This is a genomic window from Agreia sp. Leaf244, from assembly GCF_001422695.1.
Taxonomy (GTDB): domain Bacteria; phylum Actinomycetota; class Actinomycetes; order Actinomycetales; family Microbacteriaceae; genus Agreia.
This window is the reverse complement of sequence record NZ_LMLX01000005.1, coordinates 144,593-164,722: the sequence shown is the minus strand read 5'-3', so window position 1 is coordinate 164,722 and position 20,130 is coordinate 144,593. Positions and strand designations below refer to the sequence as shown.

The 20,130-nt window shown below is 65.4% G+C and carries 23 protein-coding genes; 3 read left to right on the top strand and 20 right to left on the bottom strand.

The annotated features are described in order from the left end of the window. Positions 1-28: 28 nt before the first annotated feature. From ASF06_RS19250 to ASF06_RS15070, 4 genes are all read right to left on the bottom strand, one after another. On the bottom strand, positions 29-538 hold the full coding sequence (locus tag ASF06_RS19250; protein WP_157439229.1) for a zinc ribbon domain-containing protein: 510 nt from the start codon (positions 536-538) through the stop codon (positions 29-31). Between the two features lie 5 nt (positions 539-543). Further along, positions 544-1,368, bottom strand: coding sequence for a protein phosphatase 2C domain-containing protein (locus ASF06_RS15080; RefSeq protein WP_055949710.1), 825 nt, complete (start codon positions 1,366-1,368; stop codon positions 544-546). Positions 1,369-1,441: 73 nt separating this feature from the next. Further along, positions 1,442-2,470 (bottom strand): FHA domain-containing protein, encoded by a 1,029-nt coding sequence (locus tag ASF06_RS15075; protein ID WP_157439228.1) that lies wholly within the window; start codon positions 2,468-2,470, stop codon positions 1,442-1,444. A gap of 9 nt (positions 2,471-2,479) precedes the next feature. Further along, positions 2,480-3,916 carry a gamma-aminobutyraldehyde dehydrogenase gene (locus tag ASF06_RS15070; RefSeq protein WP_055948899.1) on the bottom strand — a complete coding sequence of 479 codons (1,437 nt, stop codon included), beginning with the start codon at positions 3,914-3,916 and terminating at the stop codon, positions 2,480-2,482. Between the two features lie 110 nt (positions 3,917-4,026). Here ASF06_RS15070 and ASF06_RS15065 point away from each other — a divergent pair, with 110 nt between their 5' ends. Beyond that, entirely contained in the window at positions 4,027-4,494 is a 468-nt protein-coding gene (locus ASF06_RS15065; RefSeq protein WP_055929384.1) for an Lrp/AsnC family transcriptional regulator, read from the top strand. Next, complete coding sequence (locus ASF06_RS15060; protein ID WP_055948896.1) at positions 4,491-5,882, top strand: aspartate aminotransferase family protein; 1,392 nt, start codon at positions 4,491-4,493, stop codon at positions 5,880-5,882. The genes ASF06_RS15065 and ASF06_RS15060 overlap by 4 nt, the downstream gene beginning before the upstream one ends. Before the next feature lie 7 nt (positions 5,883-5,889). Here ASF06_RS15060 and ASF06_RS15055 read toward each other — a convergent pair whose 3' ends face one another. Beyond that, complete coding sequence (locus ASF06_RS15055; protein WP_162237716.1) at positions 5,890-6,975, bottom strand: DUF4192 domain-containing protein; 1,086 nt, start codon at positions 6,973-6,975, stop codon at positions 5,890-5,892. Between the two features lie 189 nt (positions 6,976-7,164). Between ASF06_RS15055 and ASF06_RS15050 the strand changes: the two genes are divergently transcribed. Continuing rightward, on the top strand, positions 7,165-7,770 hold the full coding sequence (locus ASF06_RS15050; RefSeq protein ID WP_055949707.1) for a DNA-3-methyladenine glycosylase I: 606 nt from the start codon (positions 7,165-7,167) through the stop codon (positions 7,768-7,770). 1 nt (position 7,771) lies between these two features. Here the strand turns inward: ASF06_RS15050 and ASF06_RS15045 are convergent, their stop codons facing one another. The 15 genes from ASF06_RS15045 to ASF06_RS14975 form a co-directional block, all read right to left on the bottom strand. Continuing rightward, positions 7,772-8,335, bottom strand: a complete 564-nt coding sequence (locus ASF06_RS15045; protein WP_055948890.1) for a DUF5684 domain-containing protein — start codon at positions 8,333-8,335, stop codon at positions 7,772-7,774. 56 nt (positions 8,336-8,391) lie between these two features. Beyond that, the gene (locus ASF06_RS15040; protein WP_055948885.1) at positions 8,392-9,144 is read right to left on the bottom strand and encodes a YaaA family protein; all 753 of its coding nucleotides are present in this window, start codon (positions 9,142-9,144) and stop codon (positions 8,392-8,394) included. Between the two features lie 21 nt (positions 9,145-9,165). Then, positions 9,166-9,429: a F0F1 ATP synthase subunit epsilon gene (locus ASF06_RS15035; RefSeq protein ID WP_055929398.1), complete on the bottom strand. Its 264-nt coding sequence runs from the start codon at positions 9,427-9,429 to the stop codon at positions 9,166-9,168. A 2-nt stretch (positions 9,430-9,431) separates the two neighbouring features. Then, positions 9,432-10,895, bottom strand: a complete 1,464-nt coding sequence (atpD, locus tag ASF06_RS15030) for a F0F1 ATP synthase subunit beta (protein ID WP_055948880.1) — start codon at positions 10,893-10,895, stop codon at positions 9,432-9,434. A 20-nt stretch (positions 10,896-10,915) separates the two neighbouring features. Next, positions 10,916-11,815, bottom strand: a complete 900-nt coding sequence (locus tag ASF06_RS15025) for a F0F1 ATP synthase subunit gamma (protein ID WP_055929400.1) — start codon at positions 11,813-11,815, stop codon at positions 10,916-10,918. 3 nt (positions 11,816-11,818) lie between these two features. Then, positions 11,819-13,456, bottom strand: coding sequence for a F0F1 ATP synthase subunit alpha (gene atpA, locus ASF06_RS15020; RefSeq protein WP_055929403.1), 1,638 nt, complete (start codon positions 13,454-13,456; stop codon positions 11,819-11,821). Between the two features lie 60 nt (positions 13,457-13,516). Further along, a complete protein-coding gene (locus ASF06_RS15015; RefSeq protein ID WP_055929406.1) occupies positions 13,517-14,314 on the bottom strand; it encodes a F0F1 ATP synthase subunit delta in 798 nt (265 codons plus the stop codon). A gap of 4 nt (positions 14,315-14,318) precedes the next feature. After that, positions 14,319-14,888: a F0F1 ATP synthase subunit B gene (locus ASF06_RS15010; RefSeq protein WP_055929409.1), complete on the bottom strand. Its 570-nt coding sequence runs from the start codon at positions 14,886-14,888 to the stop codon at positions 14,319-14,321. A 31-nt stretch (positions 14,889-14,919) separates the two neighbouring features. Then, positions 14,920-15,153 (bottom strand): ATP synthase F0 subunit C, encoded by a 234-nt coding sequence (gene atpE / locus ASF06_RS15005; protein WP_035837596.1) that lies wholly within the window; start codon positions 15,151-15,153, stop codon positions 14,920-14,922. Positions 15,154-15,199: 46 nt separating this feature from the next. Beyond that, complete coding sequence (gene atpB / locus ASF06_RS15000) at positions 15,200-15,997, bottom strand: F0F1 ATP synthase subunit A (RefSeq protein ID WP_055948877.1); 798 nt, start codon at positions 15,995-15,997, stop codon at positions 15,200-15,202. Positions 15,998-16,196: 199 nt separating this feature from the next. Next, a complete protein-coding gene (locus ASF06_RS14995) occupies positions 16,197-16,670 on the bottom strand; it encodes a hypothetical protein (protein ID WP_055948873.1) in 474 nt (157 codons plus the stop codon). Between the two features lies 1 nt (position 16,671). Further along, complete coding sequence (locus ASF06_RS14990; RefSeq protein ID WP_055948870.1) at positions 16,672-17,886, bottom strand: MraY family glycosyltransferase; 1,215 nt, start codon at positions 17,884-17,886, stop codon at positions 16,672-16,674. A gap of 3 nt (positions 17,887-17,889) precedes the next feature. Next, positions 17,890-18,573, bottom strand: coding sequence for an L-threonylcarbamoyladenylate synthase (locus ASF06_RS14985; RefSeq protein WP_055948867.1), 684 nt, complete (start codon positions 18,571-18,573; stop codon positions 17,890-17,892). 57 nt (positions 18,574-18,630) lie between these two features. Then, positions 18,631-19,833 (bottom strand): acyltransferase family protein, encoded by a 1,203-nt coding sequence (locus ASF06_RS14980; RefSeq protein WP_162237715.1) that lies wholly within the window; start codon positions 19,831-19,833, stop codon positions 18,631-18,633. Between the two features lie 82 nt (positions 19,834-19,915). After that, positions 19,916-20,107 carry a PLDc N-terminal domain-containing protein gene (locus ASF06_RS14975; RefSeq protein ID WP_055949704.1) on the bottom strand — a complete coding sequence of 64 codons (192 nt, stop codon included), beginning with the start codon at positions 20,105-20,107 and terminating at the stop codon, positions 19,916-19,918. Positions 20,108-20,130 lie beyond the last annotated feature (23 nt).

Genomic DNA, 20,130 nt, shown 5'->3' with positions numbered 1-20,130 from the left:
CTGTGAGGAGGCGTTGGCCGGAGCGGCGTCAGAGGACGTCGAAGAACTGCTCGCCGATGCGGATGCGGGTCCCGCGCGCGACGCCGTACCGTTCGCCCGGCACGGTGTCCAGCGACTCTTCGCCCGGCACCGAGATGGACGTGCCATTTCCCGAGTGCCTGTCACTGACCCAGAACAGGCCGTCCTCGATCCCGAACTCCACGTGCGTCTTCGACACGCTCAGCTGGGGATCGACGATGCGCACGATCTCAGGCGACCCGTCCGCCGAACCCGGTACCGGATTGCGTCCGATCAGACCGGAGCCTGAGACGACGACGTTCTCCCCTGTGCTGAAGACGAGACGGAACAGCGCCTTGGCCGCGCTCGCCCTCGTCGACCCACGGGCGGGCGCGGTCAGGGCCTCACGACGACCTGCGACGGGAAGAGGCTCCACGTGCTGGGTGTCGCTGAGCGCGGACGCCGCGAGAACGGAACTGCCGCACTCGCCGCAGAACATCGCCCCCTCGGGAAGCGTCGTGCCGCAGGTCTTGCATCTCACGGTGTTCATCGTGTGCGCTCGCTGGGCCGCGTCGACTCGACCTCGTCGACAGCAAGCGCCACATCCAGCACGAGCACCGTCACGTTGTCCCTGCCGCCGTTGGCGAGAGACGCGGCGACGAGTTCGCTGGCCGCGCGCTCCGCCGACTCCGTTGTCGCCAGGTAGTGCCGGATGCCGTGGTCGGTGAGCTCCTTCGTCAGTCCGTCGGAACAGACGAGGATGCGCTGGCCCGGCTCGACGGGGATGAGCGAGTAGTCGGGCACCGGCTTCTCGTGGAAACCGACGGCCCGGGTGATCACGTTGCTGTCGGGATGGACGTCTGCCTGCTCCCGAGTGATGAGGCCCGCGGCGACCATCTCCTGCACGACGGAGTGGTCGGTGGTGACCTGCTCCAGCACGTCGTCGGCGTACAGGTAGACCCTGGAGTCGCCGATGTTGAAGACGGCCCATTGCGCCGTGTGGTCGACGATCGTCAGGGCGACCCCGGTGACCGTCGTTCCCGTGCCGAGCAGGCTCTCGTCGCCCACGCGGTCGATGTCGGCGAGCGCGGACTCCAGCGCCTGGTCGATCGTGTCGGCGTCGATGTAGGCCCTGCCGGTGATGTCTCCGAGACGGGTCACCACCGCGGCACTGGCGATGTCGCCCGCGGAATGGCCGCCCATACCGTCGGCGACCGCGAACAGAGGCGGATTGGCGACGACGCTGTCCTCATTGACGGCGCGCTTGTTGCCCCGGTCGGACTGGAAGGACCAGGTCAGGGTCAGCGTCGTATCGGCGGTGCCGGGAAGGACAACGCTCACGTGAGCGTTGCTGTCACCGATCTGGGTCACGGGACTCTTCTCCTCGACATGCTGTTCTCGCACAGGCACGGGCACCTGCGCTGGTGCGGGCCGTCATCCACGGTCAATCCGCTCCCGGAAGGATCTCGATGACAGTGCCGTCACCGATCTCGATCCGACTGTACGGGGGAAGAACGATCGAGTCCCCCTGCGACAACTTTATCCGAGGGGAACCGGGCAGAGTGACGGCCGTGCCGTTCGTGGACTTCAGATCGGTGACGACGACCTCCCTGCCGCGCTGCTCGATGAGAAGGTGGGATGCCGAGACCTCGCGGGTGGGCGATGGCACCTCGATCAGCATCACCTGGTCTCCGCCGGTCTGCCGAGGCCCCCGGGGTCGTCGGCCGATGTACACCGGGACGTGCAGTTCGAACGGAGCCTGCGATCCGATCCGCACCCGGCAGGGCCGCGCCCGGGTCGGCTTCGGCGCTGGCGGATTCGCCTCCTCCGACGGTCCGCCGTGCCGAGCGCGACGCCGCCCGGGAGCCCGTTCGAGGGTGATCTCGATATCGTCCCGCGCTGTCTCGCCCGGCGGTGGCCCAGAAGACCCGCCCCGCGCCCCGGGATCGACGACCGCGTGACGGTCGTCGAGCATCCAGAGCACCGATGAGGCGGATGCCGCGCCGAACACGAGAGGAAGCTCGGCTCCCGAGACCGTCGGCGCATCGGCGACCGGATCGATCGACGCTCCCGATGCGAATCGGATGCCGACGACTCGCGAGAACGATGCGAGGTGCCACGGCTGGAGTCCCTGCGAGGAGAATCTGCGGGGCGGCCGGTCCTCCGAATACAGGTCGACGACCGAGTCGCCTCGGGCGACGACCGAGACGAGCAGAGGATGCGCGTCGCCGCCCTCGAGCGCGGCGACGGCGAACGACGCGACCCCATCGTGCCCGAGCAGGGGAATCGACTCCACGACCTTCTCGAGCGACGGAGACGAGCTCGACATCTCCGCCCACACGCGGGACAGCACAGCCGGCGTGCAGTCGCCGCCGAGCACAGCGACAAGACCCGGGGTCGCGAGGAGCACTTCCCGTCGCGACGAGGCCGGCTCGTACACGACCCTGCCCACCCGCTCTGGAACCGCTGTCACCCGTTGAGCCTAATCGCCGATGAACGACATCACGTGCTTGATCCTGGTGTAGTCCTCGAAGCCGTAGACAGACAGGTCCTTGCCGTAGCCGGAGTGTTTGAACCCGCCGTGGGGCATCTCGGCGACGATCGGAATGTGGGTGTTGATCCACACGCATCCGAAGTCGAGTCGTCGAGCCATGCGCATCGCGCGAGAGTGGTCGGTGGTCCAGACGCTCGACGCGAGGGCGTAGTCGACGCCGTTCGCGTTCCTGATCGCCTCGGCCTCGTCGACGAAGGACTGCACGGTGATCACGGGGCCGAACACCTCGTTCTGAATGATCTCGTCGCTCTGGTGGAGCCCGGACACGATCGTCGCCTCGTGGAAGAAGCCCGTGTCGCCCTGTCTGCGGCCGCCGAGCTCGACGATCGCGTGGTCGGGCAGCCGATCGAGGAATCCCTCGACCTGCGCGAGCTGCGAGGCATTGTTGACGGGGCCGAACAGAATGTCGTCGCGATCGGGAGCACCCGTGAGCGCGTTCGCGCGGGCGTGCTCGCTGAGCGCGGCGACGAACTCGTCGTGGATCCCCTCCTGCACGAGCAGCCGGGTCGCCGCCGTGCAATCCTGCCCCGCGTTGAAGTACCCCGCCGCGACGATGCCCGCGACGGTCTTGGCGATGTCGGCGTCGTCGAACACCACGACGGGCGCCTTGCCCCCGAGCTCGAGGTGCACCCGCTTCAGGTCGACGGCGGCGGCCTTCGCCACCTCCATTCCCGCTCGCACCGAGCCCGTGATCGAGACCAGTTGCGGAACCCGACTCGCTACCATCGCGGCACCGGTCGATCTGTCTCCCAAAACGACGTTCAGCACTCCCGGCGGAAGGAACTCCGCGGCGACCTCCGCCAGAAGCAGGGTCGAGAGCGGCGTCGTGTCCGACGGCTTGAGAACGGTCGTGTTTCCTGCGGCGATGGCGGGCGCGAACTTCCAGACGGCCATGTTCAGGGGGTAGTTCCAGGGCGTGACCTGCCCCACGACCCCGATCGGCTCGCGACGCACGAATGACGTGTGGTCGGTCATGTACTCGCCTGCGCTGCGGCCCTCGAGGTGTCGAGCTGCGCCGGCGAAGAACCGGATCTGGTCGACCGAGAGCAGGATCTCGTCGGCGACGAGACTTCCACGGGGCTTGCCCGTGTCGAGCGATTCACGATCGGCGAACTCGTCGGCGCGCGCTTCCATCGCGTCGGCTATCCGCAACAGCGCGAGCTGACGTGTCGACGGCGTGCTGTCGCGCCATCCATCGAATGCGTCGGATGCCGCGCGATAGGCGGCCTCGATCTCTCGCTCCGACGAGATGGGCGTCGTTCCGTAGACGCGCTCGGTGGAAGGGTCTACCAGTTCGAGGCGCTCGTCGCCCGACGGCTCCGTCTCACGGCCATTGACGAAGTTCTTCAGCTCGTACGTGTCCATCGGACAACTGTGCCACGCGCCCCTGCACGATTCAACCGATTTCGCGGTCGCAGCAGCAAAGAACGACGGATTCATTTGCCGACAGGGCGAACGACTGACAGAATCGAGCCATGGCCCCGAAGTCGCGACAGATCCATCTAGATGACACGTCCAAGGCGATCATCGAGCAGCTGCAGGTGGACGGCAGACGCTCGTATGCCGAGATCGGCAAGGCCGTCGGTCTCAGTGAGGCTGCGGTGCGTCAACGTGTGCAGAAGCTCACCGACTCGGGGGTGATGCAGATCGTCGCCGTCACAGATCCCTTGCAGCTCGGGTTCTATCGGCAGGCGATGATCGGGCTCAAGGTCTCGGGCGACACGCGCATCGTGGCCGATGCCCTCGCGGCGATTCCGGCCGTCGACTACGTGGTTCTCACCGCCGGCACCTTCGACATCATGGCCGAGGTCGTGTGCGAGAGCGACGACGATCTCATCAGCCTGCTCAATTCGCAGATCAGGCATCTGGAGGGCGTCATCTCGACCGAGACGTTCGTCTATCTGAAGCTGCACAAGCAGCTCTACAACTGGGGTACCCGATGAACAACGAAGCCTTTTCCGACGCCGACGAGGCCGAACTGCAGCGCAAGGCCGCGGAGCATCTCTGGATGCATTTCAGTCGGCAGTCGGTCATGGAGTCCGGTGCCGGAGTTCCCATCATCACGCGTGGTGAGGGTCATCACATCTGGGACAGTCGTGGCCGAAAGTACATCGACGGCCTGTCGGGTCTGTTCGTGGTGAACGCCGGTCATGGTCGAAAGAGACTGGCGGAGACGGCCGCGCGCCAGGCCGAGGAGCTGGCCTTCTTCCCGATCTGGTCGTACGCGCACCCGAACGCCATCGAGCTCGCTGAACGACTGGCCCACTACGCACCGGGAGACCTCAACCGGGTGTTCTTCTCGACCGGCGGCGGCGAGGCCGTCGAGACGGCGTTCAAGCTGGCTAAGCAGTTCTGGAAGCTGCAGGGAAAGCCGAACAAGCACAAGGTCATCTCTCGGGCCGTGGCGTACCACGGCACCACCCAGGGCGCTCTGGCCGTGACCGGGATCCCGGCGATGAAGTCGATGTTCGAGCCGGTCACGCCGGGCGGTTTCCGCGTGCCGAACACGAACTTCTACCGAGCGCCCGAGCATGGCGACGATCCCGTCGCCTTCGGCATCTGGGCCGCGGACAGGATCGAGGAGATGATCCAGTTCGAGGGACCGGACACGGTTGCGGCCGTCTTCCTCGAACCCGTTCAGAACTCCGGCGGCTGCTTTCCCCCGCCGCCCGGCTACTTCCAGCGGGTGCGCGAGATCTGCGACCGCTACGACGTGCTGCTGGTCAGCGACGAGGTCATCTGCGCGTTCGGGCGCATCGGGCACATGTTCGCGTGCGACGAGTACGGCTACGTGCCCGACATGATCACCTGCGCGAAGGGGATGACGAGCGGGTACTCCCCCATCGGCGCGACAATCGTGAGCGATCGCGTCTACGACCCGTTCCGCCACGGTTCGACCTCGTTCGCGCATGGCTACACCTTCGGTGGACACCCCGTGTCGGCCGCCGTCGCACTGGCGAACCTGGACATCTTCGAAGACGAGAAGCTCAACGAGAACGTGCGTGCCAACTCGCCGCTGTTCCGGTCGACGCTGGAGAAGCTGACCGACCTGCCCATCGTCGGCGACGTGCGCGGCGATGGATACTTCTTCGGAATCGAACTGGTGAAGGACAAGTCGACCAAGGAGACGTTCGACGACGAGGAGTCCGAGAGGCTGCTCAGGGGCTTCCTGTCGAAGGCCCTCTTCGAGGCCGGCCTCTACTGCCGTGCCGATGACAGGGGCGATCCGGTCATTCAACTCGCCCCTCCCCTGACGATCGGTCCCCCCGAATTCGACGAGATCGAACAGATCCTGCGGGGCGTGCTCACCGAGGCGTGGAGCCGGCTCTGATCGCGGTCTAGTTCGGCGACCTGCCGATCCAGTCGGGTACCCGGCCCGTTCTCATCAGCTGTTCGAAGAGTCGGGCCAGTTCGTACCCCGGTCCGATCGAGAGGGCCTCGTCGAGGTAGTCCCCCGCGGCCGAGCCCTGACCCCGGGCCCACTCGAACCAGGCGAGCATGGTGAGGGGTGCAAGCTGCCAGGGGCGCGGAGCCAAGGACACCAGATACCTGAGAAGCCGCACGGCTCCTTCGAGGCGCAGCCCATCGGGTGCGGTGCGGCCATCGCCGACGAACGTCTCGAGAATGGAGCCGGACGGCACGGGAACGCCTCGCCGCAGCAGCTGCGTGTCGACCGATGCCCGGTCGCCCGCGTCTGCACCCCATGCCAGGAACATCAGGACGCAATCGCGCACCGCTTTGTCTCGGATGCTCCACAGCAGGGCCGCCATCGCCGCAGGCGGGAGGTCGCACGGGGCGGATTCGATCGCGTCGGACCAGAGCGTGGATGCCTCGGGCCACTCCCACAGTCGCTCCCGCTCGTGCACGTCGTGCGTGATCGCCGTGGCCGCCTCGGCCACCTCCGTGCGCTGCTCCGGCGGCATGGGAGCTATCGGCTGAGCTCCCTGCGTGATGCCGACGACATCGTGCGGCGCGCCGGCGGCGTCGAGCTCGGTCGAGATCCGGGATGTCTGCTGCTCGTCGATCACGCCGTGTTCGGCATCGAGGTACGACGCCCACGCACCCGCGGAACAGCACATCGCGTCGACGATGCCGAGGCCGGCCGATGCCATCCGCGTGACGATCGACTCCACGACCGCCGCGTGCGGAAGCCGATCAGGCTGATCCCACTCCTCATCGGTGTAGATCAGCACGAGCACGGCGTCGATGCCCGGCACGCGGCTGATCAATCGGATGATGGCGTCGGCGACGGCGGTCGGATGGGCGGATCTCTCGTCAGGAGGAAGGTCCACCCGCAATGAGGCGGCGGTGCGTCTGCTCTGGAACGTCTGCACGACGATGCTGTTCGTGGGCGTGTAGCCCAGGATTCGCGGGAGCGCGATCAGGAGGTCTGCCGGATTCTTTGCTTTAACCACTGAAGTCATGGGGCAACGATGGACCGCTCGCCGCATGCGCAGTGCTCCGAGCCGACTCGCTGGGGAGAGATCACCGACTTCCACCGAGGTGGAGGAGCACGTGCACAGAGTTCCACACGTGCCGGCCCCGGGCTGCCCTCTGCACCGCTGCTCGGATGGCCCACCTCGATCGCGATGTCCGGCGATACTGTCGGAACCATGACACGAGAACTGATCACGACCGCCGCCGATGGCATTGCACGATGCGGCTGGGTCTCCGACGATCCCGAGTATCGGCGGTACCACGACGGGGAATGGGGGGTGCCGCTCCACGGCGATCAGGCCCTGTTCGAGACGATCGCGCTCGAGGGCTTCCAAGCGGGACTCTCGTGGATCACCATTCTTCGGCGACGATCGGCCTTTCGATCCGCCTTCGACGACTTCTCGATCGCGCGAGTGGCCCAGTACGACGAGCTGAAGGCCGACGAACTCTCTGGCGACCCCACGATCATCCGCAATCGTCAGAAGATCCTGGCCACCATCGCCAACGCGAGAATAGTAGACAACCTCATCTCAGACGATCCGGGTGCCCTCGACAGCCTCGTCTGGGGCCACGCACCGGCCTCGCACGCCCGCCCCCAGACCATCGATCAGGTTCTCTCGGTCACCGACGAATCGACCGCCCTCAGCGCGTCGCTCCGGCGCCTCGGCCTCAAGTTCGTCGGACCGACGACGATGCACGCACTCATGCAGGCTGCCGGTCTCATCAACGACCATGCCGTCGGTTGCGCCCGGGGAGACGAGCTGGCGGCGGGGCGGCGCTGAGTCAGTACGTCGGGCCCTGGGGGTTCTGCGGGCCCTGCGGGTTCTGCGGGCCCTGAGGCGGCTGAGGCGCGTAGACAGGCCGAGCCTGCGGTACGTAGCGCAGGATTGCGCTCGTGGGCCTGGCCCAATCCGGAGCCACGAAGATGCCCGCAAGCGGCTGCGGGTTCCAGACCGACCGGTCGAACGCGAGGATGCCCCACCACACGTACGGAACGAGGATGTACATGACCACCCATGCCCCGGACTTGGCGAACCGCAGACCGATGTTGTACGCGGCGATGCAGAGGAACACCGTCGATGCGAGGCCGACGAACGGCACGAATGCGACCAGAGCCCACCACCCCGCCTGGCCGCCGAGCTCAAGGAAGGTCCACGAGTTGTAGACAGGCACCCAGCCCTTCCACGCAGGCTCACCCGCCTTCACGAAGATCTTGCTCAGAAACCACGACGTGACCACATAGACGGCCGCGAAGATCAGCACGTAGAACGCGGAGAACAGAATGGTGATGAGCAGAGCTGCGGCAGCGCCTGACGCGGAACCGTCGGAGTCATAGGTCGAGATCATGCAGCAAGACTAGCGTCACCGCGAATCCGCCAACGAAGAGTGCGCGGCGATGATCCTCAGGGAGCGGGGGCGTAGAGGAGGACCTCACCCGGTTCGCCGCGTTCCATGCGCATGCCGGCCGCACGCGCCACGGCGATCACCTCATCGATCGACTCCAGATCTCGAGCGTGCAACAGCAGAGCCCGAGTGAGAAGCCCTTTCGACTTCTTATTGAAGTGGTTGAGAGCACGCACGCTGCCGTCGTCGGACTCCGTCACGACGCGCAGGAACCAGGAATTCGACCGGCCCGTCAGAGGCGACAGCGCGACGTAGGCCTCCGAGCGACAATCGAGCACGAGCTCCGCTCCGGCGCCGATCTCTGCCGGAATGAGGGGAGCCCACGTCTTGGCCAGGTGCACGCCGGGCAGCTTCGAATCATGGGAGAGGCGGTACGCCGGAATCTGGTCCAGGCCGCCGATGGGCCCGAGCAGGGCCGATTGGATCACGAGGTGGGACGCCGCGAAAGACCGCGCCTCCGCAGTCAGACTCTGCGCATCCAGGGCGTCGAAGACGACCCCCGTGTAGCGGTCGATGGCCGGCATGGTCGGAGAGGTCGTCACGCTTCGATTGCGCGCCACCTCCGGCAGCTGGCGGATGCTGAGCTTCAAGGCCTTCACGCTCGCGGCCTCATCGCGAGACAGAGTGCGCACCTCCCGCAGGATGCGTCGCCTCGTGGCTGTCAACGAGGGAAACCGCAACCGCGATACATCGAGCGGCCCCTCCTCACCCCCCTCCCGCTTCGTCTCGGACGGCGGAAGGAGGATGAGCACGAGGTGGGCTGCCTGCTTAGGTTAAACCAGTGCCGCGTTGCGCGCGACGATGGTGATGGTGTTGTTCTCGACCGACAGGAATCCGTCGTCGGCCTGGGCCGTGATGCGAGCTCCCGACGCCTGGGTCACGCGGACCTCGCCCTCGGCCAGGATGGCCAGAAGAGGTTCGTGCCCGGCCAGGATGCCGATCTCGCCTTCGACGGTCTTGGCGATGACCATGGTCGCCTCGCCCGACCAGACTTCCTGGTCGGCCGAGACGACACTCACGCTGAGCGGCGAAGCCATGACTAGCCGTTCTCTTTCTGGATCTGAGCCCACTTCTCTTCGACGTCGTTGATGCCACCGACGTTGAAGAAGGCCTGTTCGGCCACGTGGTCGAAGTCACCGTTGGCAATTGCGGAGAACGACTCGATCGTGTCCTTGAGCGGAACCGTCGAACCCTCCACGCCCGTGAACTTCTTGGCCATGTAGGTGTTCTGCGACAGGAACTGCTGGATGCGACGGGCGCGCGACACGGTGATCTTGTCCTCTTCGGACAGCTCGTCGACACCAAGGATCGCGATGATCTCCTGGAGTTCCTTGTTCTTCTGGAGGATCGCCTTGATGCGCACGGCAGTGTTGTAGTGATCCTCGCCCAAGTAACGGGGGTCGAGGATGCGGCTCGTGGACGTCAGCGGGTCGACGGCCGGGTACAGACCCTTCGACGCGATCTCACGCGACAACTCGGTCGTCGCGTCGAGGTGCGCGAACGTCGTGGCCGGGGCCGGGTCGGTGTAGTCGTCGGCGGGAACGTAGATCGCCTGCAGCGAGGTGATCGAGTGACCGCGGGTCGACGTGATGCGCTCCTGGAGGATACCCATCTCGTCGGCCAGGTTCGGCTGGTAGCCCACGGCGGACGGCATACGGCCGAGCAGCGTGGAGACCTCTGAGCCGGCCTGCGTGAAGCGGAAGATGTTGTCGATGAAGAGCAGCACGTCTTGTTTCTGCACATCGCGGAAGTACTCCGCCATGGTCAGCGCCGACAGGGCGACGCGCAGACGCGTTCCCGGCGGCTCGTCCATCTGGCCGAACACGAGGGCCGTCTTGTCGAAGACACCCGCCTCTTCCATCTCGGCGATGAGGTCGTTGCCCTCACGGGTGCGCTCGCCGACACCGGCGAACACGGACACGCCACCGTGGTCCTGCGCAACGCGCTGGATCATCTCCTGGATCAGAACGGTCTTGCCGACGCCGGCGCCTCCGAACAGGCCGATCTTTCCACCCTGCACGTAGGGCGTCAGGAGGTCGATGACCTTGATACCGGTCTCGAAGAGCTCCGTCTTCGACTCCAGCTGGTCGAACGCCGGGGGCTTGCGGTGGATGGGCCAGCGCTCCGTGATCTCGATCTTCTCGCCCGGCTCAGCGTTGAGCACCTCGCCGATGACGTTGAAGACCTTGCCCTTGGTGACGTCGCCGACGGGAACCGTGATCGGCTCTCCGGTGTCGGTGACCTCCTGGCCGCGGACGAGGCCGTCGGTCGGCTTCAGGGCGATGGCGCGAACCAGGTCGTCGCCGAGGTGCTGTGCGACCTCGAGGGTCAGCACGGTCTCGGGAGCGCCCGGGATGGCGATCGTGGTCTTGAGGGCGTTGTAGATGCCCGGGATCGAGTCGTGGGGGAACTCGATGTCCACGACAGGGCCGGTGACGCGGGCGATGCGGCCGACAGCGCCGGGCGCAGTCGTCGTCGCAACTTCAGGTGCGGTCAGTGTCATTGCTTCTCTCTTCTTTCGCGCTACTTTGCCGAGCTCAGCGCGTCGGCGCCGCCGACGATCTCGGAAATCTGTTGGGTGATCTCGGATTGGCGAGCATTGTTCGCCAACCGTGTGTAGTCGCGGATGAGACCATCCGCGTTGTCGCTCGCAGCCTTCATGGCCTTCTGCGTCGCAGCGTGCTTGGCGGCAGCCGACTGGAGCATGGCGTTGAACAGACGCGACTCGATGTAGACGGGAAGCAGTGAGTCGAGAACGAAGCCGGCGTCGGGCTCGAATTCGTAGAGGGGCAGAACCGCCTTCGAATCGGGCTCTTCGACACCTTCGACCACTTCGAGCGGAAGAAGTCGAACGACCTCGGGCACCTGCACCAGCATCGACACGAAACGGTTGTAGACGATGTGAATCTCGTCGACGCCGCCCTCGGAGGCCGGCTTCAGGAAGGACTCGAGGATCGCATCCCCGATTTCCTTCGCCGTCTCGAACTCGGGATTGTCGGTGCCACCCTGCCACGTCTTCTCGGACGCCCGGCGACGGAACGCGAAGTACGCGTTCGCCTTGCGGCCGACCAGGAAGTACACGACATCCTTGCCCTGGCTGCGGAGCAGCTCCGCAAGCTGCTCCGACTCCTTCAGGACGTTGCTGTTGAAGGCACCGGCCAGGCCTCGGTCACTCGAGAAGATGACGATCGCTGCGCGCTCGACCTTCTCGGGTTCGGTCGTGAGGATGTGCTCGACATTCGAGTACGACGCCACGGCCGACACCGCACGGGTGATCGCTCGCGAATAAGGGGTGGATGCAGCAACCCGGGCCTGCGCTTTTTGAATGCGCGACGCGGAGATGAGCTCCATGGCCCTGGTGATCTTCTTGGTCGTCTGGGCAGACTTGATCTTCTGCCGGTAGACGCGGAGTTGCGCTCCCATAAGTTAGCGGCGACCCTTCACGATCTTTTCCTGGTTGACGTCTTCAACCTTGGTCGCAGTGAACTCCTCGCGTCCCACGGATGCGAGGGGCTTGCCCTCACCCGTCTGGAATTCGAGCTTGAACTTGTCGACCTCGGAATCGAGCAGCGACGCGGTCTCATCTGACAGCACATTCGACTCGCGCAGCGTGGTGAGCACCTCGGTGTTGCGCGCGAGGTAGTCGAGAAGCTCGCGCTCGAAGCGCAGGATGTCTTCGACCGGGACCTCGTCGAGCTTGCCGTTGGTGCCGGCCCAGATCGCGACGACCTGGTCCTCGACCGGGTACGGGGAGTATTGGGGCTGCTTGAGCAGTTCCGTCAGGCGGGCACCACGAGCGAGCTGGCGACGCGACGCGGGGTCGAGGTCGGATGCGAACATCGCGAAGGCCTCGAGCGAACGGTACTGGGCCAGCTCGAGCTTGAGCGTTCCCGAGACCTTCTTGATCGACTTCACCTGAGCATCGCCACCGACACGCGACACGGAGATTCCGACGTCGACTGCGGGTCGCTGGTTGGCGTTGAAGAGGTCGGACTGAAGGAAGATCTGTCCGTCGGTGATCGAGATCACGTTCGTGGGAATGTAGGCCGAGACGTCGTTCGCCTTGGTCTCGATGATCGGCAGACCCGTCATCGATCCCGCACCCAGCTCGTCGGAGAGCTTGGCGCAACGCTCGAGCAGACGGGAGTGCAGGTAGAACACGTCACCGGGGTATGCCTCACGTCCCGGCGGACGGCGAAGAAGCAGCGACACGGCGCGGTACGCCTCGGCCTGCTTTGACAGGTCGTCGAAGATGATGAGCACGTGCTTGCCGCCGTACATCCAGTGCTGGCCGATGGCCGAGCCCGTGTAGGGGGCGAGGTACTTGAAGCCGGCGGGGTCGGATGCGGGAGACGCGACGATCGTCGTGTACTCGAGGGCTCCGGCGTCTTCGAGGGCGCCCTTCACCGAAGCAATGGTGGAGCCCTTCTGGCCGATGGCGACGTAGATGCAGCGGACCTGCTTGTTGACGTCGCCCGACTCCCAGTTGGCCTTCTGGTTGATGATCGTGTCGATCGCGATCGCCGTCTTGCCCGTCTGGCGGTCGCCGATGATGAGCTGTCGCTGGCCGCGTCCGACGGGAATCATGGCGTCGATCGCCTTGATGCCGGTCTGCATGGGCTCGTGCACGCTCTTGCGCTGCATGACGCCGGGCGCCTGCAGCTCGAGCGCGCGGCGTCCCTCCGACGCGATCTCACCGAGACCGTCGATCGGGTTGCCCAGGGGGTCGACCACGCGGCCGAGGTAGGCGTCACCGACGGGTACCGAGAGGACCTCGCCCGTGCGCTGCACCTCCATGCCCTCGACGATGCCCGAGAACTCGCCCAGGATGATGACACCGACCTCGTCTTCGTCGAGGTTCTGGGCGAGGCCCAGAGTTCCATCGGCGAAGCGGATCAGTTCGTTGGCCATTACGCCCGGGAGACCCTCGACGTGGGCGATGCCGTCGCCGGCGTCGGTGACGTATCCGACCTCGGTCTTGGTCGCCTTGCCGGGCTCGTAGGACTTCACGAAGTCCTGAAGAGCACCACGGATCTCGTCGGGGCTGATCGATAGTTCTGCCATCGTTTTTCCTTTTTCTGCCGAAGGATTCGCTCCGGCGTGTAGCAAGCCAGCCACAAGGGGCTAGCCAGCGAGCTGAAGTCTCAAATCGTTGATGCGGGCGGAGACGCTGCCGTCGATGACATCATCTCCCACCTGGATGCGAAGACCGCCGATGAGGGCGGGATCGATCTGCTGGTTCACGGACAGCGGACGTCCGTACAGCGTCGACAGACCCTTCTCGAGTCGCGCCAGCTGTGCGGGAGCGATAGGAGCGGCACTGGTGACTGTGGCGATCGACTTGCCGGCCTGGTCGGCCACGATGCCGGCCGCCACCCGGAGCAGCTCGCCGATGCGACGACCTCGAGGCTGGGCGACGAGCTGGCGAACGATCGCGACCGTCTGGGGCGATGCTTTGCCCTGGAGCAGAGCGTCGACCAGCGAGAGCTTCGCATCGACAGCGCCGAGCTTCGACCCGAGCGCGAGCTCGAGTTCGTCGCTGGTGGAGACCGCCTCGCCGAAGCGGGCGAGCTCCGCCTCGATCGATTCGGCACTCGTGGCCGAGTCGGCGAGCACACGGAAACCGAGCTCCTCGATGGCCTCGAGCAGATCGTCGTGGGTGGACCAGCGGCTTGCCGCGACGTCGCTGAGGATGCGAACAGCCTCGGCGTCGAGCTTGGAGCCGAAGAGTTCGGCCACGACGCCGGCCTTCGATGCCTGGTCGGCCGACGGATCTGCCAGAAGCGACAGCAGCGCCGACGAACCTCCGATGGCACGACCCGCGGAAAGCAGCTGCTCGCCCGTGGCGAGGGTGGCGGAACCGCCCTGCCCGGCCAGTCTGGCCCGGACTCCGGCGATCGCTTCTCTGGTCGCTGATCCCATGTGCTTACTTATTTCCGGCGCTCGGGGCTGATGCCTCGGACGCCTCGAGGTCAGCGAGGAAACGATCGACGATGCCTGCCGCCTTCGCGTCGTCCTTCACGGACTCCCCGATGACTCCCGACGCGAGGTCGAGTGCAAGACTGCCGACCTCGGCACGCAGCGACACGACGGCCGCCTGGCGCTCGGCCTCGATCTGGCTGGTGGCCTGCGCCTGGATGCGACCTGCGTCGACCTGGGCCTGCTCCTTGATCTCTGCAGCGATCTTCAGAGCATCGGCACGCGCCTGCTCGCGGATCTTGCCGGCTTCGGCACGACCCTCGGCAAGCTGCGCCGTGTACTCCTCGAGTGCTGCCTCAGCCTGCGCCTGCGCGGCGTCGGCCTTGGCGATGTTGCCCTCGATCGCGGCGGACCGCTCGTCGAGCATCGTCTTGACCCTCGGAAGGACCATGCGCCAGAAGAAGAACAGGATGATGATGAAGCAGAGCAACGACCAGACGATGTCGTAGATCTCCGGGATGAGCGGGTTCGTCGACTCGGCCGTTTCCTCTGCGGCAGCTAGAACTGCGTGAAGCATTCCAGCCTCCTATCTCTTGAGCGAAGCGCGATTAGACGAAGATGAAGTAGGTCGCGATGCCGATGAAGGCCAGGGCCTCGGTGAAGGCGATACCGATGTACATCAGAACCTGCAGGCGGCCTGCAAGCTCGGGCTGGCGGGCGACACCCTCGATGGTCTTTCCAACGACGATACCGACGCCGATGGCCGGGCCGATGGCTGCGAGACCATAACCGACCGTCGCGATGTTTCCGTTGATCTCGGCGAGAACGGTTGTTGCGTCCACGTGTGTTTCCTTCCGTGATGGCGAATGAGGCGGGCGCCTAATTCGTTTAGTGTTCCTCAGCCAGCGCGAGCTGGGTGTAGACAGCGGTGAGCAGGGTGAAGACGTAGGCCTGGAGTACGGCGACGAGGATCTCGAAGAGAGTGAAGACGAAGCCGAAGGCGAGCGTTCCGACGCCGAACAGTGTGAACCATCCGCTCGCCGTGAAGAAGAAGAACCAGGTGGCGCCGAAGAACAGCACCAGCAGCAGGTGGCCGACGACCATGTTCATGAGGAGTCGGAGGGTCAGCGTGACCGGACGCAGGATGAACGTCGAGAGGAACTCGATCGGCGTCACGATGATGTAGAGGCCCTTGGGGACTCCGGGCGGGAAGAGCGCGTTCTTGAAGAACGCCCCGGGGTGCTTCTTGATGCCGGCGTAGATGAACGTCACGTAGGCGACGATCGCCAAAACGAGCGGCACACCGATGACCGATGTTCCTGCCAGGTTGAGGAAGGGCACGATGCCGGTGAGGTTCATGGCCAGCACCATGAAGAAGATCGTGGTCAGAATCGGCAGGAAGCGCTTGCCGTCTTTCTTACCCAGCAGGTCTTCGGCGATGTTGACGCGCACGAAGTCGAGTGCCATCTCGGCGATGCTCTGGCCCCGGGTGGGAACCAGTTTCATCTTTCGCGTACCGAGCCAGAAGAGGATCAGGATGGCCGCGACAGCGATGAAGCGGATCAGGATGACCCTGTTGATCTCGAAGGGGGTACCGGGGAAGAAGATGACTTCGGGGAAGAATTCCTCGATGGACGGACCGTGGAATTCACCATCATCGGCAGCCAACGGCACAAGCAAGTTCAGAGCGTTAGCTAACAGCGCTATCTCCTGGTTCGGGGCGTGGAGCGAAGCTCTCGCGACGACGAATGATGGGGGGTGCTGCCAGCGGGTGAGAACCCGAAGGAGGCAGCGGAACGATCGTCATAACCCTATCAAGAGTTAGGGGTGCCTGACCAATCGAGGGCCGGATTCACGCCGCAGTGGGGCTCTCGGGGGCCGATTATCACTCTCCGGGCAGAGTCACGTCGCTCACATAGCCCATTCGGGATGTAGCGACGACCACGACGTCGACGATGAGTGAGCCGAGCACGCCGGCGATGATGCAGATGAACATCACCGTCGGGTTGATCCATTCGGCATCACGCAGGAGGAATACGAGCACCAGGAAGATCGCGAATTTGACGATCCACGCCCCCATCACGACGGCGAAGAAGATGGCGGTGAAGAATTCCGTGCCGGAGAAGCGGTTCGCCACGAGGATGGATGCGGCCGTCAGTCCCGTGAACAGGATGGCCATGGCTGTACCGACCAGGGCGCTCAGCAGGCCGCGTTCGCCGTCGACGAGGAAGCCGACGACTCCCCCGATCACGGCGATCGCGACGGCGAGGATCGCCCCCAGCTTGAGAATGCGCACGAACACGGGGCGCGCCGACGAGCCTGTGACGGCGGGCGTGGAACGGGAGGAGGAAGTCGACACGCTAGGCGCCTTTCGTTTCGGCCGGGGGTGAGAGTGTGTCCGACGCGGCGTCGAGGGGGTCGAGGGATGCCGCCAGTGGCGCCCCGGGACTCTCGGCCTCGGTCGACTGGGCGGTCGCCTCGACGACCTTCCTGCGACTGAGCGGAGCCAGGGTCAGAACCGTGCACACGATCAGTCCGACGAGGAGGAACACGACTGCGTAGCCCGTGGGCACGAGGAAGAAGAGCAGGCATCCGACCGACACGACCGCGGTCCAGGCATAGAAGATCAGTACCGCGTGGAAGTGCGAGTGTCCCATGTCGAGCAGGCGGTGGTGCAGATGCTTGCGATCGGCGCTGAAGGGGCTCTTGCCCGCGCGGAGGCGCCGGAACACCGCGAGGCCGAAGTCGAGGAGCGGCAGCACGAGAATGGCGAACGGCAGAAGGATGGGGATGAAGGCCGGCAGCAGCTCACGGCGTCCCAGCGTGGCCGGGTCGATGACACCGGTCACCGCGATCGCGCTCGTCGCCATGAGCAGCCCGACCAGCATCGCTCCCGCGTCGCCCATGAAGAGCTTCGCCGGGTGCCAGTTGAGGGGCAGGAATCCCGCGCAGGCTCCGATCAGGATGGCGGAGATCAGGGCGGCGAGGTTGAAGTAGTCGGTCGCCGACCCCTCCTGGATCAACAGGAAGGTGTAGAGGAAGAACACGCCGTTGGCGATGAGGCAGACGCCGGCCACCAGGCCGTCGAGACCGTCGATGAAGTTGATGGCGTTCATCACGAGCACCACGGCGAAGAGGCTGATGACGAGCGACATGACACCGGAACCCACGGCGAGGGTTCCCGCGATCGGCAGGGACACGATCGCTACGCCCTGCCAGACCAGCAGCCACGACGCGATGATCTGGGCGGCCAGCTTGATCGTCCAGTCGAGGTCGATGAGGTCGTCGATCACACCGATGACCACGATGATCAGCGCTGCACCGAGGATGGCGAAGACGGGCCCGGGATTGACGAAGACCAGCCGGAATCCGTCGACTTGCGAGGCGACGGCGAACGCGACGACCATGCCGATGAACATGGCGATGCCGCCGAGTCGCGGAGTGGGACGCGTGTGCACATCGCGTTCGCGGATCTTCGGATAGAGCCTGAAGCGGTGGCTCAGCTTGTACACGACAAGGGCGAGGCCGAAGGTGACCACGGCCGAGATGGCGGCGACGAGCAGGTAGATCCGCACGGATCAGCCGTCCAGTCGATCCGCGGGCCGATCGGAGCCGAGCAGCACATCGCCCAGAACGGCGCGCAGCTCGGCCTCGGACACGGCGCCGTGGCGCACGATGCGGATCGAACCGTCGGCGGCGAACGAACTGGCATCGACGATGGTGGAGGTCACCGTCTCGGTCTCTCCCCCATCGAGGTAGACGTCGACACTGTCGCCGAGGCTCTCGAGGGCGAGGGATGCCGTGGTCGCCGCAGGCTGCCCGGTGAGATTCGCAGACGACACGGCGAGCGGGCCGACCTCGGTCAGCAGCTCGAGGGCGATCGGGTCGGAGGGCTGTCGCAGGGCGACCGTGCCCCGTGTGTCGCCGAGGTCCCATGCGAGAGAGGACCGGGCGGGAACGATGATGGTGAGCCCGCCGGGCCAGAATGCGTCGACGAGGTCGCGCACGGGCTGACTCACCGTCTCGGCGAGAGCGTCGAGGGTGGCGACGCCGGGCACCAGAACGGGCGGAGGCGAACTGCGGGTGCGGCCCTTGGCGTCGAGAAGGGCCTGGATGGCGACGGGGTTGAATGCGTCGGCGGCGATGCCGTACACGGTGTCGGTCGGAATGACGACGAGGGCACCACGGCCGATAGCAGAGCGGGCGAGTCGCATTCCCGTCAGGAGCTCGGACGGAACCGAGCAGTCATAGAGGGCAGCCATATCGACCCCAATGATAGCCGCAGAGTCTGCCGGGGCCCGACAGGCTCCTCTGGCGGGTCAGACCCGGATGTGCGCTGGCAGCATTCGACGCAGCAGCTTTCTGGCCGGCTCTTCGATGAATCGCCAGAGAATCCAGGCGCTGAACCAGGCCGCGGCGGCCGTGCCGAGTCCGACGACCAACAGTGGCGGGCCCGACTCGGCATGGAGAACGGACGCGGCGAGGAGACCAGCGCCGATCACGAGCGGGTGCACGAGGTAGAACGCGAACGATGCGCGACCCGCGAGGAGGAATGGCCGCGTGCTCAGGAGTCGGGACAGGGGGTCCCGGGGACAGACCGCCAGCGTCGCGATGAGAAGCACGAACAGCGGCAGCACGACGATCGATTCGGCCGGAGCGATCATGTCGACGCCGTCGTGGAACTCCTGCTGACCGGCGCGCATGAAGTGCAGCGGATCGTTGTAGGCCACGACGAGCAGCACCACGATCGCCGCGGCAGCGGAGAGGCTGGCCAGGGGCACCCGTCGCCATCGCCCGGCAACGCCGGACTGTGCCGCCGCACCGAGGTGGCGACGCAGCAGAAGCGACAGCACGGCGCCGATCCAGAACTCCCCCAGCACCCGGATCGGCAGCACGCCCGCAGCCGTCACGTAGCTGTCGTTCGAGAATAGGAAGATCGTGTCGTCCTGCATGCTGGCTCCCACGATGAGGACGGGCAGCATCAGCAGCACGATCACCGTGATCATCACGCGACGGGATGCCACGGCCGCGAATCGGGACAGGCCGACGACGCCCACGGCGAACGTCAGATACGCCATCCATTCGGCGCTCACAGACCAGTCCACCCCGTTCCAGTCGAGGGTCGACGGGAACCATCCGTTCAGGAGCGTCAGGTGCATGACCAGACGACCCGGGTCGGCCTGGGCGAGGTACGACGGATCGCCGGACGTCAGGGCCTGCGCGATAAAATATGCCCCGAACAGCATGAGCACGAAGGCCGTCAGCGGCCAGACCCGGGCGAGGCGCAGCCAGAGGAAGCCGACGGCCTTACGCCAGCCGTAGCCCGTCGTCATCGTCGAGAGGTGGGTGTACGTCAGGATGAAACCGCTGAGGATGAAGAAGAGGTCGACGCCCAGATAGCCGGCCGACGAGATGTGGATGACGAGCTGCGTAAAGGGGCCGGGGCCCAGCGCGTCGACGATCTCGGTTCTGAAGTGGCGCAGGAACACCCAGAAGGCGGCCAACGCGCGAATTCCGGTCAACGCGCCTATCAGCGGCGCCCGACGAGAGGTCGATTCGCTCTCGGCCTCGAGCCTCGACATCGCTTCGGGTAAGGGCGGAGCCCTACCGCGTGACCTTGCCGCGACCGAAGAGCAGCCAGAGGATCGAACCGACGAAGTTCAGCAGGAGCACGACGATGAACCAGACGAGCTTGCCGACGAAGCCGTGGTTCGGGTTGCGCACGATCGAGATCACCGTCACCACGAAGATGACGAACAGCACGATGCCACCGATGCTTGCACTGATCGGTTCCATGATCACTCCAGATTCTCGAGGTG

Bases quoted from the DNA above. Each gene is read 5' to 3' on its own strand.
- ASF06_RS15035 (WP_055929398.1), bottom strand. From the start codon at position 9,429: ATGGCTTCGCCGCTCAGCGTGAGTGTCGTCTCGGCCGACCAGGAAGTC.
- atpA (WP_055929403.1), bottom strand. From the start codon at position 13,456: ATGGCAGAACTATCGATCAGCCCCGACGAGATCCGTGGTGCTCTTCAG.
- ASF06_RS14975 (WP_055949704.1), bottom strand. From the start codon at position 20,107: ATGGAACCGATCAGTGCAAGCATCGGTGGCATCGTGCTGTTCGTCATC.
- ASF06_RS15070 (WP_055948899.1), bottom strand. From the start codon at position 3,916: ATGGACACGTACGAGCTGAAGAACTTCGTCAATGGCCGTGAGACGGAG.
- ASF06_RS15065 (WP_055929384.1), top strand. From the start codon at position 4,027: ATGGCCCCGAAGTCGCGACAGATCCATCTAGATGACACGTCCAAGGCG.
- ASF06_RS15025 (WP_055929400.1), bottom strand. From the start codon at position 11,815: ATGGGAGCGCAACTCCGCGTCTACCGGCAGAAGATCAAGTCTGCCCAG.
- ASF06_RS15060 (WP_055948896.1), top strand. From the start codon at position 4,491: ATGAACAACGAAGCCTTTTCCGACGCCGACGAGGCCGAACTGCAGCGC.
- atpD (WP_055948880.1), bottom strand. From the start codon at position 10,895: ATGACACTGACCGCACCTGAAGTTGCGACGACGACTGCGCCCGGCGCT.
- ASF06_RS15015 (WP_055929406.1), bottom strand. From the start codon at position 14,314: ATGGGATCAGCGACCAGAGAAGCGATCGCCGGAGTCCGGGCCAGACTG.
- ASF06_RS15010 (WP_055929409.1), bottom strand. From the start codon at position 14,888: ATGCTTCACGCAGTTCTAGCTGCCGCAGAGGAAACGGCCGAGTCGACG.
- ASF06_RS15050 (WP_055949707.1), top strand. From the start codon at position 7,165: ATGACACGAGAACTGATCACGACCGCCGCCGATGGCATTGCACGATGC.
- ASF06_RS15055 (WP_162237716.1), bottom strand. From the start codon at position 6,975: ATGACTTCAGTGGTTAAAGCAAAGAATCCGGCAGACCTCCTGATCGCG.
- ASF06_RS14985 (WP_055948867.1), bottom strand. From the start codon at position 18,573: ATGGCTGCCCTCTATGACTGCTCGGTTCCGTCCGAGCTCCTGACGGGA.
- ASF06_RS15045 (WP_055948890.1), bottom strand. From the start codon at position 8,335: ATGATCTCGACCTATGACTCCGACGGTTCCGCGTCAGGCGCTGCCGCA.